13 protein-coding genes are annotated in these 16735 nt (G+C 74.0%); 6 read left to right on the top strand and 7 right to left on the bottom strand.

Annotation, left to right across the window (positions count from 1 at the left end):
- A partial coding sequence (locus GCU69_RS20880; protein ID WP_156206871.1) for a glycoside hydrolase family 11 protein occupies positions 1–648 on the bottom strand: 648 nt, incomplete at its 3' end.
- Positions 649–1327: 679 nt separating this feature from the next.
- Here GCU69_RS20880 and GCU69_RS20875 point away from each other — a divergent pair.
- The gene (locus GCU69_RS20875; RefSeq protein ID WP_098754907.1) at positions 1328–2197 is read left to right on the top strand and encodes an ABC transporter ATP-binding protein; all 870 of its coding nucleotides are present in this window, start codon (positions 1328–1330) and stop codon (positions 2195–2197) included.
- Positions 2194–4737 carry an ABC transporter permease gene (locus GCU69_RS20870; RefSeq protein WP_156206870.1) on the top strand — a complete coding sequence of 848 codons (2544 nt, stop codon included), beginning with the start codon at positions 2194–2196 and terminating at the stop codon, positions 4735–4737. Before GCU69_RS20875 ends, GCU69_RS20870 begins: the two co-directional genes overlap by 4 nt.
- Before the next feature lie 692 nt (positions 4738–5429).
- Here GCU69_RS20870 and GCU69_RS20865 read toward each other — a convergent pair.
- From GCU69_RS20865 to GCU69_RS20855, 3 genes are all read right to left on the bottom strand, one after another.
- Complete coding sequence (locus GCU69_RS20865; RefSeq protein WP_176604620.1) at positions 5430–6782, bottom strand: MFS transporter; 1353 nt, start codon at positions 6780–6782, stop codon at positions 5430–5432.
- Positions 6779–7444: an ArsR/SmtB family transcription factor gene (locus GCU69_RS20860; protein ID WP_156206868.1), complete on the bottom strand. Its 666-nt coding sequence runs from the start codon at positions 7442–7444 to the stop codon at positions 6779–6781. The genes GCU69_RS20865 and GCU69_RS20860 overlap by 4 nt, the downstream gene beginning before the upstream one ends.
- Positions 7445–7778: 334 nt before the next feature.
- Positions 7779–8339 (bottom strand): hypothetical protein, encoded by a 561-nt coding sequence (locus GCU69_RS20855; RefSeq protein WP_156206867.1) that lies wholly within the window; start codon positions 8337–8339, stop codon positions 7779–7781.
- Between the two features lie 245 nt (positions 8340–8584).
- On the opposite strand from GCU69_RS20855, the gene GCU69_RS20850 reads away from it, so the two are divergent.
- From GCU69_RS20850 to GCU69_RS20835, 4 genes are all read left to right on the top strand, one after another.
- Positions 8585–9457 (top strand): helix-turn-helix transcriptional regulator, encoded by an 873-nt coding sequence (locus tag GCU69_RS20850; RefSeq protein WP_156206866.1) that lies wholly within the window; start codon positions 8585–8587, stop codon positions 9455–9457.
- A gap of 221 nt (positions 9458–9678) precedes the next feature.
- Positions 9679–9969, top strand: a complete 291-nt coding sequence (locus tag GCU69_RS20845; protein WP_098754901.1) for an Atu4866 domain-containing protein — start codon at positions 9679–9681, stop codon at positions 9967–9969.
- A 480-nt stretch (positions 9970–10449) separates the two neighbouring features.
- A complete protein-coding gene (locus GCU69_RS20840; protein WP_156206865.1) occupies positions 10450–11190 on the top strand; it encodes an SDR family oxidoreductase in 741 nt (246 codons plus the stop codon).
- A gap of 496 nt (positions 11191–11686) precedes the next feature.
- Positions 11687–11980, top strand: coding sequence for a hypothetical protein (locus tag GCU69_RS20835; RefSeq protein WP_156206864.1), 294 nt, complete (start codon positions 11687–11689; stop codon positions 11978–11980).
- A 351-nt stretch (positions 11981–12331) separates the two neighbouring features.
- Here GCU69_RS20835 and map read toward each other — a convergent pair whose 3' ends face one another.
- The 3 genes from map to GCU69_RS33070 all read right to left on the bottom strand — a co-directional run bounded on the left by map (position 12332) and on the right by GCU69_RS33070 (position 16326).
- Complete coding sequence (gene map / locus GCU69_RS20830; RefSeq protein ID WP_098754898.1) at positions 12332–13117, bottom strand: type I methionyl aminopeptidase; 786 nt, start codon at positions 13115–13117, stop codon at positions 12332–12334.
- Between the two features lie 113 nt (positions 13118–13230).
- Positions 13231–13887 carry a response regulator transcription factor gene (locus GCU69_RS20825; protein WP_176604619.1) on the bottom strand — a complete coding sequence of 219 codons (657 nt, stop codon included), beginning with the start codon at positions 13885–13887 and terminating at the stop codon, positions 13231–13233.
- Positions 13888–13893: 6 nt separating this feature from the next.
- Entirely contained in the window at positions 13894–16326 is a 2433-nt protein-coding gene (locus tag GCU69_RS33070; RefSeq protein ID WP_176604618.1) for a sensor histidine kinase, read from the bottom strand.
- Between the last annotated feature and the right edge of the window lie 409 nt (positions 16327–16735).

Here is a 16735-nt window from a genome sequence, read left to right as displayed (position 1 = left end):
GTAGTAGTTGAAGGATCCCAGCTGCATCCCGGCCCGCTGCCAGGCGTCGAAGTGGGTGCCGGTGTTGATGGTGCCGCTGGACCGGTGGCTGGTCCGGACGCTCCAGTACTGCTGGAAGGTCTTGGTGCCCTCCACCGACGGTGCGTTGGTCCGGGTGGACTCCAGGAGCGTGTACGTACCGCCGTCGGCGTTGAGCGTGCCGCGCTGCTGAGCGCCGGAGCTGGGGTTGTAGGGGCCGTGTGCCTCGACGATGTAGTACTCCACCAGCGGGTTGGCGGTCCATCCGTAGAGCGCCAGGTAGCCGTTGCTGCCCGGGTTGAAGGTTCCGGAGTAGGTGACGCTTCTTCGGCTGCCGTTGCTCCAGCCGAGGCCGCCGACCCAGTTGTTGGTGTTGCTCCACTGGCTGCTGTACGCGCCGGGCGTGTCCTGCAGCGTCATGCTGACGGAGCCCGGGTCGTCGGTCCAGAAGGAGTAGTAGTACCCGTTGTGCGTACCGGTGGCGTTGCTGGTGAGGACCGTTGCGGCACGCGCCGTGCCGGGCAGCAGCAGCCCTGCTGACCCTGCCGCCGCCAGCGCCCCGGCACCGCCGAGGACAAGTTTCCTGCGGCTGATCCGATGCGGGTTGCGGCTCTGGGGGATGTCGCTCATGCGCATGTTTCCTCCTCGTGAACGGCACTTTCGGTGACCGGAGACACGCCGAGCACACGTCGGCGTTCATCGACGAGGCGGAATGGCTGGACGTGTGCATGCCAGGCATGTCGGGAGAGCGTCACAACAGTCGGACTTGGCCGGGGGGTTGTCAACGGTTACCGCAACGTTTCCGTAACCGCGGAGTCGTCAAGACCGCCGTATTACGGGGCAGAGCGGGTTCTGGCGGGCGTCGAGGGCGGGAAATCGGGGTGTTGCCGGCCCGCCGGTGGTGAAAACTTCCGGAATCCTTTCGGTGTGCTGGGCCGCTTCACATGCCGGGCGTCGGCCGGTCGGTCGCCGGGGCGTCGGCCGGTCGGTCGCCGGCCCGGGGTCGCGGGTGCTGCGGCGCCTCTTCGGTTCCGGGCCGCCCGGGTCTCCCGCGCGCCCGTCCGTCGAGACCGGTCCCCGGCTTCCAGGACATCCGGGCGACGCGGACGGCCGGCGGCCGCTCGGGGTGTCCACGGAGCGGCCCATCGGCTCCTCGCGCCCGGGCGCGCCCGGCCGTGCGGGGCCCGGTGTCTCCTCCACCCCCTACCGCGGTAGCACCTGCACATTGGCTCCCGGGTATGACGCCCGGCGCGCAGCCGGCCGCGCACTCTTCGTTCCGTCAGCACGAGAGAGCGCGAAAGGGCGGAACATGAGGCTACGCAGCGACAAGCGGCACCAGGCGGACGACGTACCGGAGGGGGCCCCGGCCGCCACACCCGGTCTCGCCGTCGAGCTGCGCGGTGTCCGGCGGCAGTACGGCCGGGGCGCGGGTGCCGTGCACGCACTCGCGGGTGTCGACCTCGCCCTCCCGCGCGGCACGTTCACCGCCGTCATGGGCCCGTCCGGCTCCGGCAAGTCCACCTTCCTGCAGTGCGCCGCCGGGCTCGACCGGCCCACCTCGGGGTCGGTGTACCTCGGCGGTACGGAGATCACCGGCATGGGCGAGAACGAGCTGACCGAACTCCGCCGCAGCCGCATCGGCTTCGTCTTCCAGGCGTTCAACCTGCTGCCGTCCCTGACCGTGGAGCAGAACGTGCTGCTGCCGATGCGCCTCGCCGGGGAGCGCCAGGACCGCCGCCGGGCGGACGCGGTGCTCGCGCAGGTCGGGCTCGCCGACAAGGCGCGTCGCCGGCCCGGCGAGCTGTCCGGCGGCCAGCAGCAGCGCGTGGCCGTCGCCCGGGCGCTGGTCACCAACCCTGACGTGATCTTCGCCGACGAGCCCACGGGCGCCCTCGACACCGGCACGGCTGCCGAGATCCTCGGCCTGCTCCGGCACGCGGTCGACCACCCCCCGAGCTCTCCGCTCCGTACGGGCAGCCGGCACGCCCATGGCGCCACCGTCGTCATGGTCACCCACGACCCGGCCGCCGCGGCCTGGGCGGACCGGGTGCTGTTCCTCTCGGACGGCGCCTTCGCGGACCAGCTCGAACACGGTTCGGCGGAGCAGATCGCGGCGCGGATGACGACGCTCTCCGCCCGTACCTCCCGCCCGGGCGCGATGGCGGGAGCTGCCGCATGAGGCCCCCCAACGGACTCGCCCGCGCGGCCGTCCGCTTCAAGCCCGCGTCCTTCGCGGGCACCTTCCTCGCGCTGCTGATGTCCGCGCTGGTCGTCTCGGCCTGCGGAATCCTGCTCGAGACCGGCCTGCGCGCCTCGGTGCCGCCCGAACGGTACGCGAAGGCGCCGGTCGTCGCGGCGGCGGACCAGTACGAGTACGTCGTCACCGGCAGCGGCGAGGACCGCGAGAAGGAAGCGACCCCGCTGCCGGACACGGCGCGGGTCGACACCGCCCTGGTGGCGGAGGCCGCCAGGGCGCAGGGCGCGGCCACCGCCGTACCCGACTTCACCTTCCCGGTGCGCACGGCGGACGAGGGAGCGGGCTCCGGCGGGCGTGAACTGTCCGTTCCGGGCGGTGTGATCACCGCGCACGGATGGGGCTCGCACGCCTTCACCGGTACCGCGCTGACCACTGGTTCCGCGCCCCGCCCGGGCGAAGTCGTGCTCGACGCGGGCACGGCCCGCGCCGCGGATGCCGCCGTCGGCGAGACCGTACAGTTGCAGACCGCCGCCGGGCAGCGGGACTTCCGCGTCGCGGGCGTCGCCGAGGCCGGGTCCGCGGACACCGCCGGGAACACCGGCGCGGCAGGCGCCCTTGCCTGGTTCGCCGACGCCCAGGCCCCCACGCTCGCCGGCCACCCCGGCAAGGCGGACGCCATCGCCGTGCTGGCGAAGCCCGGCACCGATGCCGGCGCCCTCGCCGGCTCCGTGGACAAGGCGCTGGCCGGGTCCGGCGCCCAGGTGCACCTCGGCGACGACCGCGGTGCCGTCGAGGAGCCGGGCCTCGGCTACGCCAAGCAGACGCTCTTCGGAATCGGCGGCTCCTTCGGCGGCATCGCCACCATCGTCGCGGTCCTCACCGCGGCCGGGACCGTGGCCCTCTCCGTATCCCAGCGGTCCCGCGAATTCGCGCTGCTGCGCGCTGTCGGCGCCACCCCGCGGCAGATCCGCCGCGCCGTCGCCTCCGAGGCGCTGCTCGTCGCGCCGCTCGCCGGGATCACCGGCTGCCTGCCCGGCATCGGGCTCGCACACTGGTGGTTCGGGCAGTTGCAGGACCGCGGCGCGATCCCGGAGGCGGTGGAGGTGCACGTCTCCGGAATCCCTCTCCTCGCCGCGGTCGGCATCGGGCTGCTCACCGCGCTCGGCGCGGGCTGGGCGGCGGGACGCAGGCCCGCGCGGACCAAGCCGGGACAGGCGCTGACCGACGCGTCGGTGGAGCGGCTGCGGCCGGGCGTGTTCCGTACGATGCTGGGCATCGCCGCCCTCGTCGGCGGCGGGTTCCTCACCGGCCTCTCCGCCGCCTCCACGGGGGACGGCGCGGCCGGCTCCGCCCTCGGCGTCGTCATGTGCTTCATGCTCGCCGTCGCGCTGCTCGGCCCGCTGATCGCGCGGCTGTGCGCCGGCCTCTTCGGCCTCCCGCTGCGCGGCGCGGGCCCGGCCGCCGGGCTCGCGGCCGCCAACTCCCGTACCAACGCCCGCCGCCTGGCCTCCGCGATCACCCCGATCGTGCTGGCCATGGCCTTCGCCTCGACGCTCGTCTTCATGCACACCAGCGAGAACCACGCGGCCGACAAGCAACTGCGCGCGGGCGTCACCGCGGACCACGTGGTCACGCACCCGGCCGGGCTGCCCGTGGACGCGGTGTCCCACGCCGCCCGCGCGCCGGGCGTGGACGCCGCCGTCGGCCTGCTGAACACGCAGGTGCTGGTGCCGACCGGCTCCGGGGAGTTCAAGTCGCTGCAGGGCGCGGCGGCCCAGGGCGTCACCGGCTCCGGCGCCGAGCTGGCGAAGGTGCAGGACCTGGACGTGCGTGAGGGCAGCCTCGACCGGCTCGGCAAGGGCCGTATCGCCATCGACGAGACCCTGGCCACCTCGGCGGAAGCCGGTGTCGGCGACCGTCTCCCGCTCTACCTCCCCGACGGCACCAAGGCCGGCCCCGAGGTCGTCGCCGTCTACGGCCGCGGCCTCGGCCTGGCCACGGTGACCATGGACCGGGCCTCCCTGGCCGGTCATGTCAGCTCGGGCTTCGACAGCACACTGCTGGTACGCGGGGGCTCGGAGAAGTCGCTCACCGCCCTGGGCCGGGTCACCGACGCCTCCGGCTACGCCACCGAGCGGAACCTCGACGCGCGGCTCGGCGCCTGGACCAACAACACCATGGCCGCGGTCCTCGGCGGCTTCGCCGCCATCGCCGCCGTCAACACCCTGGTGATGACGGTCCTCGACCGCCGCCGCGAACTGGGCACGCTGCGCCTCGTCGGCTCCACCCGGCGCCAGGTGCTGACGATGCTCCGCTGGGAGGCTCTGCTGGTCGCCGCGGTGGGCGTGGTCCTCGGCTCGGCGATCGCCGCGGCCACGCTGATCCCGATGATGCGCGGCATGACCGGCGAGGGGCCGTACGTGCCGCCGCTGGTGTACGGAGCCTTCGCGGCCGCGGGCGGCGGCCTGGCACTGCTCGCGGTGACCCTGCCGGCGCGGGCGGCGCTGCGCCGCTGGTCGTAGCGCGCACAGGAGCGGGGCCGGCCGGGCCGTGGACCGGGACGGTGATCACGCGCGAGGCTCGGAGCGCGCTTGATGTGCCTCTTCGGACACCGGCCGGCCCCCGGCGAGCCGGCCGGCCCGGTGCGAGCCGTCGCGCGGGGGACTCCGGCCCCGGGACTCCGGCCCCGGGACTTCGGCCCGGGGACAACGGTCCGGGAGAGACCGGTCCGGGAGAGACCGGTCCGGGAGAGACCGGACCGGGGGCACCGGTCCGGGGGAGACCACCGCGTCACCGGCGTGAATCCCCGACGGGGCCCGGGGCAGGCCGAACGGACTCCGCGGCGCCGGAAGCCCGGCCGGCGCACGCTGCCCGCCCGTCTGCCCGTCTGCCCGACCGCCCGTTCGTCCTCACCGCTCACCGCGGACCGCTCACCGCGGACCGCTCACCGCGGACCGCTCACCGCGGACCGCTCACCGCGGACCATTCACCGCCTCGAACACCGGTGTAGCCGCGCGGCTTTGGGAGGATGGCCGCGTGCGACAGAGGGCCGCTTCACCGGATCCGTACCCGGAGGACCCGGAGGACCCGGACGCCCCGGAGGCTCGGGTGAAGGGCGGGCCCGGCGCCTGGTGGCGGCTCGGCCCCGCTTCCGGGCGTTCCGCCGCAGCCACATGCCGACGCCGGACCGCGGCTTCGGTTCACGCGCCGTTCCTCACGACCGGGGCCGCGGGGCACTCTCCCGTGACGTCCCGCCTCCCCGGTCGGCCGTGGGGTGCCCTCCCGCGGCGCCCCGGCCGTCCTTGTGGTCCATGTCGCGCCATTCCGGCCGTAGTCCGGTCGAGGTCGTGGTGAGGAAGTACGCGGCCCCGCCCGCGAGCAGCACCGGTACGAGCCCGGCCGAGGCCACCGCCGCCCCGGCGGCCAGGCCGCCGAGGGGGATCCCGGCCCAGGCCAGCGAGGTGCTGAGGGCTTTGACCCGGCCGAGCAGCGGGCGTGGGACCCGCTCGTAGAAGACGGCCCCGAGCACCGGATTGATGAAGCCCGCGCCGAAGCCGCCGAGGGCGAACACCGCCAGGGCCGCCCCCAGCGGCGCGTCGAAGGCGAGGACCAGGAACCTCGGTGCCCCGGCCAGGAGGAATCCGGTGAAGAACACGACCCGGCGCGGCAGCCGGTCGGCCGCCACCGCGGCGACGAGGCTTCCGCCGACGGCCGCGGCTCCCTGCACACTGCCGATCACACCGATCGCGGCCGGCCCGTTGCCGGATTCCTCCGCCCAGACCGGCAGGAGGACCGTGATGAACGCCGCGTCCAGGAAGTTGGTGACGGCGAGCATGACGCCGACCGTCAGGAGCAGCAGGTCACCCCGCAGGAAGGTGAAGCCCTCGCCGAAGCGCTGCCAGTAGCCCCGCTCCGCCGCGCCGGCCTGCGGATCCGCCCCGCCTGCGGCGTTCCCCATGCCGCGGGGCAACGAGAGCGCGACGACCGCCGACCCCAGGGCGAAGCAACCGGCGTTGACCATGAGTACCGTCACCGGGCCGAGCAGGACCACCAGGGATCCGCCGACCGCCGGGCCGACGGTGAACGCGAGCCGTTCGACCACGCCGGACAGTCCGGCGGCACGCTCCAGCGGCACGCGACCCCGCCCGGCCGCCTCCGGCACCATCACTTCCTTGGCCAGATCGCCGGGTCCGCGGGCCGAGCCGATCAGAGCCACGAGAAGCAGCAGCAGCGGAAAGGACAGCAGGTCCGACGCGTGCAGCAGGGGGATGGCGGCGGCTGCGCCGGCGCTCACCAGGTCCGCGGTCCAGGAGACGGCCCGCGGTCCGGTCCGGTCCACGAGCGGCCCGGTGAGCACTTTGGCCACCACATACGGAGCCATCTCGCAGAAGGCGACCAGGCCCATCCGGGTGGCGCTGCCGGTCGTGACGAGCACGAACCAGGGCAGTGCCACGATCGAGACGCGGGTGCCGGTGAGTGACACGGCCATGGCCGTCAGCACTCCGCTCAGCGGCCGCAAGGACCGCGTACCGGGTGTGCCGGGAGTGCCGGACGCCTGCGCGCTCATGAGGGCCGCGGTCCTGTCGCTCTCCGGGCACCCGGAGGAGCCTCCGGCGCGGGGGTCGCGTCCAGTTCGGGCAGTACGTACGTCAGCACGCTGACGCGCTCGGCTCCCGCCGGGGCGTCGGCCGCTGCCTCAGGCGTGTCGGGCCGGTAGCGGGCGATGACCGCCCGGATCTCCCGGCGCAGGGCCCCCGCCTCCTCGGGGGTGAGCCGCAGGGGCCGGTCACTCATGTCGAACGTGCCCCGCCACGCCTCCGGCAGCGTCTGAACCTCGTTCAGCGTCTGCTGGATGCGCAGGGTGTTGGCGGTGGCGACGGACTGCAGGTAGGTGAGTGCCGCCTCCGGCTCGCGATCGGTCACGCTGCGGTCGTTCAGCTCGGTATCCCGGTGCACCGCGCGCCACCAGCGCTCACGGGCATTGCCGCGCTCCACGTCCTCCTCGACGAAACCGGCGGCGCCGAGCTGGTGCAGGTGGTAGCTGGCCGTCCCGGAGCGCACCCCCAGTCGTTCCGCGAGGCGGGTCACGGTCGACGGCCCGTACTTGCGCAGCAACCCGACCAACTGCACGCGCACGGGATGTGCCAGCACGCGCAAGCCCTTGGCGTCCAGCACAACGGTGCCTTCTCCGGCGGTCCGGCCGTCCTGCGGCCTCGATGCGTCAGCCATGAGGCGCACGGTAAACCGGCAGGAGTTGTTGTACAAGAAGTCTTGGGAAAGAACTCTTGCCGGTTCGCCCGAGGGGGCGCGGCCGGTCAGTGGCGGGGAGCGGTTGCCGACTGGACCTGTGACCTGCAGGCCCGCTTCCTGTGGCGCGGTGCCGCGGGCCGGAATCCGGGACTCACGCGAGGGCCCGCGACGGCGCCGGTGATGAGGGTGGCGAGGCGCCGCGGCCGCGCGCCGGGGCGTTCCCGCACGTTCGCCGCGCGTGTCGTCCACTGCGGGCCACGGGCCCGGTCGGCGCGGGGGAGCGCCGGTCGGGCCCGTGGTGCCGGGGGCGGTGTCAGGCGCCTCGGTCCGCGCGCCGCAGGCGGAGGGCGGAGACGAGGAAGAAGACGCCGCCGAGGAAGGCGTAGCCCGCCAGGCTGCTCAGGGCGGCGTCGTCCTTGCCCGCCTGCGCGAAGAAGGACGCGCCGGCGAGGGTGGAGACGGCGCCGCTGGTGATCATCGCCCACTGGCCGCCCAGCCGGCGCCGGGCGGCACCGACGAGGAGCTGGACGAGGCCCGCGGTGACGGCCCAGACGCCCCAGACGCGTAGGACCGCCGGGATGCCGGATGTGGCGGCGCCGGCGAGGCCGACGGCGGTGAGGGTGCTCAGCGCGATGTTCACGTACAGGCCGCGCACCGGGCCGCCGTTCGCGTTGGCGGACCGGACGTCGGCGACCGCGCACGCCACGTCGAACAGGGGGTAGGCCACCAGCAGCGCCGCGCTCAGCGGGCCCAGTGTGCCGGCGGTCGCGAACAGCAGCGCGGCCCATGCGGCGGCGAACGCGAAGCGCAGGAAGTACAGCTTCCGCAGGGCCGCGGAAACGCTGGTGGGGGTGGTGCCGACGAGCGCGTTCATGGGTGTGCCTTCCAGTGGCGGCGAAGTGTGTGGGACGGACGGGTCATCGGGTGCCGTGGCCCGCTTCCCGGCCGGGCGCGTGGCCGTCGCCGGAGTGGGCGGCCGTCGCGGAGAGGCCGTGCCGGGCCGGGCGCGGCGGAACCGGCTGAGAGGGGCGGCGGGGCGGGCACCGGCTCGCGCCCGGCGCCCGTCCTGGGGGCACCGGGGCCAGGCTCCGGGCGGTCCGGGACCTTAGCCTGACCGGTATGACGACTTCGAAGCTGGGCGAGTTTCTGCGGAGCCGGCGCGCGCAGGTGACGCCGCCCGACGTCGGACTGCCCCAGGACGGGCGGCGACGCGTTCCCGGCCTGCGCCGCGAAGAAGTCGCGCTGCTGGCCCGCATCAGTGTCGACTACTACCTGCGACTGGAACAGGGCCGTGAGCGGCATCCGTCGCCGCAGGTCCTGGACGCACTGAGTGACGCGCTGCTGCTGGACAACGACGGCCGCCTGCACCTGTACCGGATCGCGGGCATGACCCCGTCGCCGAGCCACGAGGGCAGCGTCGAGCGAGCGGACCCCCAGCTCCTGGCGCTGGCCGAACTGTGGGACCGCACGCCGGCCCTGCTCCTGGGGCGGGCCTACGACGTCCTGGCCGCCAACACGTTGGGGCGAGCCGTCTTCCACCACCTCCAGCCCGGCGCGAACGTGCTGCTCACGATGTTTCTCGACCCGTCCGTCCGCTCGTTCTACGCGGACTGGGAGAAGGCCGCGGCCAACGTGGTCGCGGGATTCCGCTTCCTGGAGGGCGCCCGGCCGAACGACCCGCGGATCCACGAGGTGCTGCGGACGGCCTCGGAGAACAGCCGCGAGTTCACCGACCTGTGGCAGAGGCGGGACGCGCGGGGCAAGAGCGACGCCGCGAAGGTCCTGCTGCATCCCGGTGTCGGCGAGCTGACCCTGCGCATGCAGACCTTCGACGTACGCTCCGCCCCGGGGCAGCAGTTGGTCGTCTACCACGCCCAGGAGGGCACCGGCAGCGCCGACGCGCTCCGCCTGCTCGGCTCGCTGGCGGCGTCCGATCCCGGACAGGCGAGCCATCCCGGAAAGCGGGACGACTCGCCGAGGCGGCCCGCCTGAGGGTCCCCGCTCCGGGAACCCGGCCGGCAGTCCCCGGCTGCACCGCACCGACGCCGAGGCCGCGCGGGGAGTCCCCGGCGGCCGGCGGGCGCCGGCCGCGTCCGTCCGCCTGCCGCCGTACGACCTGTCGCCGGCGAGGGTGGGTGCGCCGCACCCGGGAAGCCCGCACCCAGGAGGACAGCGACCTGGTTGCTTTCCTCCGCGGGGCCGAAGGTGGAGCCATGACCAGCAACGACACACCCCGCGATCCGCACGACCATGTCGGGATGTGGGTGACCGCGGACGGCCGCATCCGCCAGGAACTGCTGCCGAACGGCCGCTACGACGAGGCCCGGGGCGACCGCCGGAGCGCCTACACCGGGCGCTACACCGTCACCGGCAGCCACCTCGACTACATCGACGACACCGGCTTCACCGCCACCGGCGACATCCGCGACGGCATCCTCTTCCACGAGCACCTTGTGCTCTACCGCGAGGGCGACCCGCGCGCCCGGCAGGGCGCCTCACCGTGAGCGGCATTCAGCCGCGGACGGCCTGAGCGGCCACCACCGCGCTCCGACACCCGCCGGCCGCCGCTCACCGGCCGCCCGCCGCTCACCGGCCGCCGTCAGCCGGCGGCAGCGCGGCACGTCGGCCGGGCGGCCTGCCGTACGAGCAGACGATGAGCGGCCCTCCGTACGGGACCGCGAAGCAGCCGCCGTACACGAATCCCGGACTCCACGGTGCTCCGGTCACCCGGAACGCCGCGGACGTCGCCGGGCGGCGCGGACGCTCGCGCGCCCTCGCCGTGATCAACGGAACCCGCAGGCCGGCACCGACAACCCCAGCAGGCCGGCACCGACAGCCCCGGACGGTTCATCGGGCCCGGACGATCCACGGGGCCGGAACAGTCCGTCGAGCGGCAGCGCATCGCCGCTCCGCCCCACAGCAGCCGACGCGGGCCGAGGAACGGCTTCGCCACTCGGCCGCCCAACTCCCGAGGAGTTCTCTCCATGACCCCCTCCACCGACCCCAAGGTCGTCCTCGTCACCGGCGCCAGCAGCGGCATCGGCGAGGCGACCGCCGGGCTGCTCGCCGAACGAGGCCACCATGTCGTGCTCGGCGCCCGCCGCACCGGCCGGCTGAAGGAACTCACCGAGGCCATCCGGACGGCCGGCGGCAGCGCCGAGTACCACCCTCTGGACGTGACCGACGCCGAGCAGGTACGGAACTTTGTCGACGCCGCCCGCAGCAGGCACGGCCGCGTCGACGTCCTGGTCAACAACGCCGGTGTGATGCCCCTGTCCAAGCTGGAGGCCCTCCGGACCGACGAGTGGAACCGCATGATCGACGTGAACGTCCGCGGCGTGCTGCACGGCATCGCGGCCGCACTGCCGGTGATGCGGGCCCAGCACCACGGCCAGTTCGTCAACGTCGCCTCCATCGGCGCCCACCAGGTCTCCCCGACCGCGGCCGTCTACTGCGCCACCAAGTACGCCGTGTGGGCCATCTCGGAGGGGCTGCGGCAGGAGGTCGGCGGTGACATCCGCGTCACCACCATCTCCCCGGGCGTCACCGAATCCGAGCTGGCGGAGTCCATCTCGGACCCGGTGGGCCGCGAGGAGATGCGGACCTATCGCAGCGTCGCCATCCCGGCCTCGTCCGTCGGCGAGGCCATCGCGTTCGCCATCGACCAGCCCGCCGCGGTCGACGTCAGCGAGATCATCGTCCGCCCCACCGCCGGCCAGTCCTGAGCCGGTCGGCCGCCCCGGCCCCGCGTTTCGTGGTGGGGCCGGGGCGGCTGCGTCCCCAACGGGGGCCGTACGGACCGGAGACCGGTCGCCCCCGGCGCCCGGCAGGTCCGGCTGAGCCACTCCGCCCGGCAGGTCCGGCGCAGTCACCCCGCTCGGCAGGCCCGGCCAGGCCACCCCGCACGGCAGCCGGGGTCCGGAACCGTCCCTGCGGGCCCGTCCCGTCCCGGGCGCGGGTACGTTCGCCGCACCGCCGCACCGCCGCACCGCCGCACCGCCGCACCGCCGCACCGCCGCACCGCCGCACCGCCGCACCGCCGCATCGTCACCGGGCAGAGGCTGGGCGGATGCTGGGCGCCTGTTCCCCGCGTCCTCGGGCGGATCCCGCCCGCCCGCAGGCTGCCGGCTCCCGTCCGGGCACGCGCGGCCGGGTGAACCGTACGGACCTGGCGTGCGTCATTCCCCGTGACCGCCACCACACGCACAGGAGAAACAGACCGTGACCGACAAGGACGTCGAGCAGACCGATGAGCGGGGTACCGGTCCCGGGCTGCCCTGGTGGGCGGGGCTCGGTACGTGGGGCGCAGTCGCCGTGATCGGCTTCGGAGGTCTCGCGGCGGCGTGGGTCTTCTTCCGGCTTCCCGGCACCCCGGAGGAGCCGGCAGCCGGCTACTACCAGGTCGCCAAGGTCGTGGCCGTCGGTCTGGTGATCGTGGGGAGCGTCCTGCTGGGCCGTCGCCGCTCCCGGGCCGCGGTCGCGGCCACCGGGGAGACGGAGGCGGAGCGCGCCTGACACCACCGGCTGGCCGGTGGGCAACACCGGGCGGCGGAGCAGATTCGCCGGCTCCCGCACCGCCTCCGCTCCGGGGCTCGTGGCGGCGGCCCCGGCGAGGAACACCTGCGGCGGCCTTCCGGGCCGTGGCTCCCCGCAGAAGGGAGCCTGGCCGTGACTCCCGCACGAGGACCTGGGCGGTGACTCCGGCACGAGGAGCCGGGCGGTGACTCCGGCACGAGGAGCCGGGCGGTGACTCCGGCGCGAGGACCCGGGCCGTGACTCCGGCACGAAGAGCCGGGCGGTGACGCCCACCCCAGGGAGCTGAACCGGCCCTTCACCCCGCGGGCCCCGGTCACGGGGCCCCGCGCCTCACGACCGTGCCTGCTTCGGGAGGGTGAGGATTTCGGCTCCGTCTTCGGTGACGGCGATCGTGTGCTCGCTGTGCGCGGTGCGGCAGCCCGTCGCGCTGCGCAGCGTCCAGCCGTCGGCATCGGTGACGAGTTCGGCGGTGTCCGCCATGACCCACGGCTCCAGCGCCAGCAGCAGCCCGGGGCGCAGTTTGTATCCACGGCCGGGCCGTCCGGTGTTCGGAATGTGCGGGTCCTGGTGCATGGTCGACCCGATGCCGTGACCTCCGAACTCGGTGTTGACCGGGTATCCCGCCTCGCCGAGGACCGTGCCGATGGCATGGGAGATGTCACCTGTGCGGGCCCCGGGCCGCCCGGCCGCGGCGATCCCCGCGGCCAGCGCGCGTTCGGTCGCGCTGATCATGGCGACGCTCTCCGGGGGCTGTGTGCCGCCCACGACGAAGCTGATGGCGGCGTCCGCGGCGACTCCGCGCAGGGAGACGGCGAGGTCGAGTGTCAGCAGATCGCCGTCGGCAAGCGCGTAGTCGTACGGCCGTCCGTGGAGCACGGCGTCGTTCACGGCCGTGCAGATGTAGTGGCCGAACGGGCCGCGTCCGAAGGACGGCTCGTAGTCGACGTAACAGGACAGCGCCCCCGCGTCGAAGATCATGGTCTTGGCCCACCGGTCGATGTCCAGCAGGTTCGTGCCGGCCGTGCTGCGGCTCTTCAGCGTCTGCAGGATGTCGGCGACCAGGGCGCCCGTGTCTTTGGCCCGGGCCAGCAGGGTGGGGTTCAGGATCTCGATCACGGGGCGCCCTTCTCATGCGTCCAATAACTATACCGGTCTTACTGTACCGGTATGAGAATTGGGTCCACGGCCGGGGGCTTGCGGACGATGCGCGCGCGTCCGAGGCCTCGTGCTCAGAGGTCGTCCACGTCCACCAGCCCGTCCTGGACGGCGCGGGCCACCAGGCTCGCCTTGGTCCGTGCGGAGCGGCCGACGTTCGCGTACTTGATCCGCACCCGGTCCAGATAGGAGTTGACCGTCCGCACGGAGATGCCGAGACGCTGCGCGACCAGGTCCTTCGACTCCGACTGGAACCACTCGATCAGGACGTTCTTCTCGCGCACGGAGAGCTGGGGGCGGTCGGCGCGGGCGTTCGTCCCCAGCGCACCGGCCAGCGCGGGCGGCATGTAGGGCCGCTCGTCGGCCGCCGCCAGCGTCGCCTCGACCAGGTGCTGCCGGCCCTCGCTCTTGGTGAGGAACGTCGCGGCCCCGAGGTCCAGACAGTTCAGCGCGGTCTTCTCGTCGTCCCGCATCGAGTAGACGACCACCTGCCGGCCGGCGTCGACCAGTTGCCGCAGGCTTCCGAACGCCGGACCGCCCTGGCCCAGTTGCAGGTCGAGGACGACGACATCGGCCGTGCTGCCGGGCGCGGTCCAGGCCTCCTGTACGGAGCCGCCGGCCGCGACCACGGTGATGGGCCGCCGCGACGCGGCGTACCACGCCTCTATGCCGGAGAGGATGGCGGGATGGTCGTCGACGACGACCACGCTGACTGGTGCGTTGTCTCTCATGTCAGGTCAACTCCCCAGGGCCGCCGGTCGTCTCCAACTGGCCTCCACCCACACCCGTCCGCCGTGTGTCGTTCTCGCCACGGTCACCTTCGCGTCCGTGTCACGGCCCCGGGCGGCCCCTTCCGCGTCACGGCCGTCGGCGGAGTCCTCACTGATCACGCTCACGCGCACCGAGAGGGGGGTCCACACGACGGTGACCCGCGCGATCGAACGGGTACGGCTGAGCAGCACTGCCGCAGGGTCGATCAACTCCCGGCGCACCCCCACGGGCACCTCGCCCCGCCGGCCCCGAACAGCCAAACTTATCGTCGCCCCCTGGCGCTCGGCCACCTCGACGCATGCCCGCAACTCGTTCAGCAGCGGATCGGCGACGGCATCACTCTCCGCGAACAGGCGGCGCATACGGGCGGCTTCCACACCGCAGCGCAGCCTGACCGCCTCGTCGTGCGGGCTCAGCACTCCGTGGCCGAGGCCCACGAGCAGCGGCACCGTCGTCGCGGTGAGGGCCCGGTAGCGCTCCTTGTGATCACGCTGCATGTCCTCGTGGATGCGTTCGCGGGTGCGCAGTTCCTCCTCGCGCGCCGCCTCGGTCCCGGCCGCCGGGGCGGCACCGTGGAGCAGACGTGTCAGGACGCCGGCGGAGAGCTGGAAGCCGCAGGTCGACACCGCGGCGATCCCCATGACGGCCGACTCCGCCGCGGCCGGCGCCCCCGCCAGGAACACCGCGGTCGCGTTGAGCCCCACGTGCGCCGCGAGGAACGCGGCGAACACCCTGACCCGCAGCCCCACCAGCAGGAACAGCGCGTGCCAGCCGATCAGGCCGAACGCCCAGTCCTCCGGGCCCGTCAGCCGCTCCGGGGCGAGGGTGAACGCGCACACCGCGGACACGCCCAGCACCGAGCCCAGACCCCAGCGGCGCACGCTCGGCGGAATCTGCCGGCCGCGGAGCGGATACGTCGCGCCGGTGACCGCGACGACGACGAGGCACACGAAGGCCGCGGTCTGTGCCCACGCCGGGCGGTACACGTCCTGATGGGCGGTGAGCTGGTGCAGCGAGAGGGTGAACTGCGACAGCAGGCTGATCAGCAGCGCGGCCAACTGCGCCCCGTGGAGCAACTGCCCCCGCATCAGCCGCACGACGGCAGCGTGCTGCGCCGGGGCACGGGGCGCCCGCTCCGCACCCTCCGCCTGCGCCCCGCCCCCCGGCTGTGGTGCCACGGCCCGGGAGTGCCAGCGCCACCGCACGCGGGTCCCGGCGCCCGGACGCGAGGTGACGGTGGCCGAGCCGCCGACCGCCTGCATCCTGCCGACGACGGAGTTGGCGATGCCCCGGCGCCGGGCGGGAACGTCCTCCGGGTCGAAGCCCCTTCCCCTGTCCGAGAGTTCGACGACCACGGCGCCGTCGTCCTCCGCCCAGGCCCTCAGCTCCGCTTCCCGTACTCCGGCATGACGTGCCACGTTGGTGACGGCCTCCCGGACCCCGTTGAACATCGCGAGTCCGGGGCCGGACGGAACGGTGAGCGGGCCGTCGATCCGTGTTCTGAGCCGCACCAGGGCCCCGTCTCCGGTCCCGTCCCCGGCCTCTTCCCCGGCCCCGGCCCCTTGCCCGGCCCCGGCCCCTTGCCCGGCCCCGGCCCCTTGCCCGGTCCCGGTCCCTTGCCCGGTCCCTTGCCCGGTCCCTCGGGCTCCGGGCACGCAGCCGAGCAGTTCCGCGAGGTCGACGTTCCCCGACTCGAACCCGGGCATGGCGGACAGCGCCTCCAGATCCTGCCGGGCGCGCGGGGGCAGCCAGGACCAGTCCCGGCCGTCGCCCTGGGAGACCATCAACAGCGTCGCGCTCGCCGTGTCGTGCAGAGTCGCCAGGTACTCGCGCTCGGTCGCCCTGCGGGCGGCGGCCACCTCGGCCTCACGGCGCGCCGCCGCCCTGGCCGCCGCCGCCCGGTCGGCGGCCCTGGCGCGCGTACGGACGATGAGATAGGCGGCCCTGGACAGCCCGGCCTCGAACAGCAGGCGCACCAGGGCCGCCTGCTCCGGGCCGTGCCCGGGGGAGGAGAGGACGTCGCCGAGCGCGCAGGCGGCCATTCCCGCCGCGGCCAGGGCGGCGCCCGCGGCGGGGCGCACCGCCCACTCCTGCTGGAAGGTGATGACGCAGATGCCGACGATCGCCTCCACCGCCACATCCGCGCCGGGGCCGCCGAGCACCGGCTGGGACAGCCCCGTCAGCACCACCACGGCCGCGTCCGACGCCCAGAGCAGGGCTGACGGGAGCGGACGGCGCAGCCCGCGGAGCCGCACACCGCACGCGAGCAGGGCGGGAACCAGCAGCGCCAGCGCCGGCAGGACCCGCGCCTCGTCCGCCGAGACGATGCCCAGCGCTCCGCACAGGCAGACCACGGTGGACCGGAGCCACACCCCGTAGCGCTCGACGGTCACGTTCACCAGACGCTCGCCGGATCTGGGCCCATCGTCCGGCTCGGCGGCTCCGTCCCCGTTCCGCCCCCGCCCCCCACTCCACATGGCGGCCAGAATAGTGGCCGGTGAACGAGGTGAAGCGCTTGCTGGGAGCGGTCGATCGCCTGCTGCTGTCCTGTGACGCCTGTTCCTTGTGGGGCGAACGACCGGCACAGTCGGCGGCCGTGCTGCGTTACCGTCCCCCTCGTAGGGCTGAAACCGGACGCGGCGGGCGCACAAACCCGCCTGTACCGCCGTTTTCCCAGACAGCATCCGGGGGCCGGTGCATGCAACACGGGGACCGGGGCCGCGGGTGCGGACTCGGCGAACGGGGCGAGCAGTGGATGAACGCATTCGCGGGACGGCGCATCGGATGACCGACGCCGAGGACACGGGA

It is taken from the genome of Streptomyces lycii (assembly GCF_009735685.1).
Classification (GTDB): Bacteria; Actinomycetota; Actinomycetes; order Streptomycetales; family Streptomycetaceae; genus Streptomyces; species Streptomyces lycii.
This window is presented reverse-complemented; position numbering and strand designations above follow the sequence as displayed.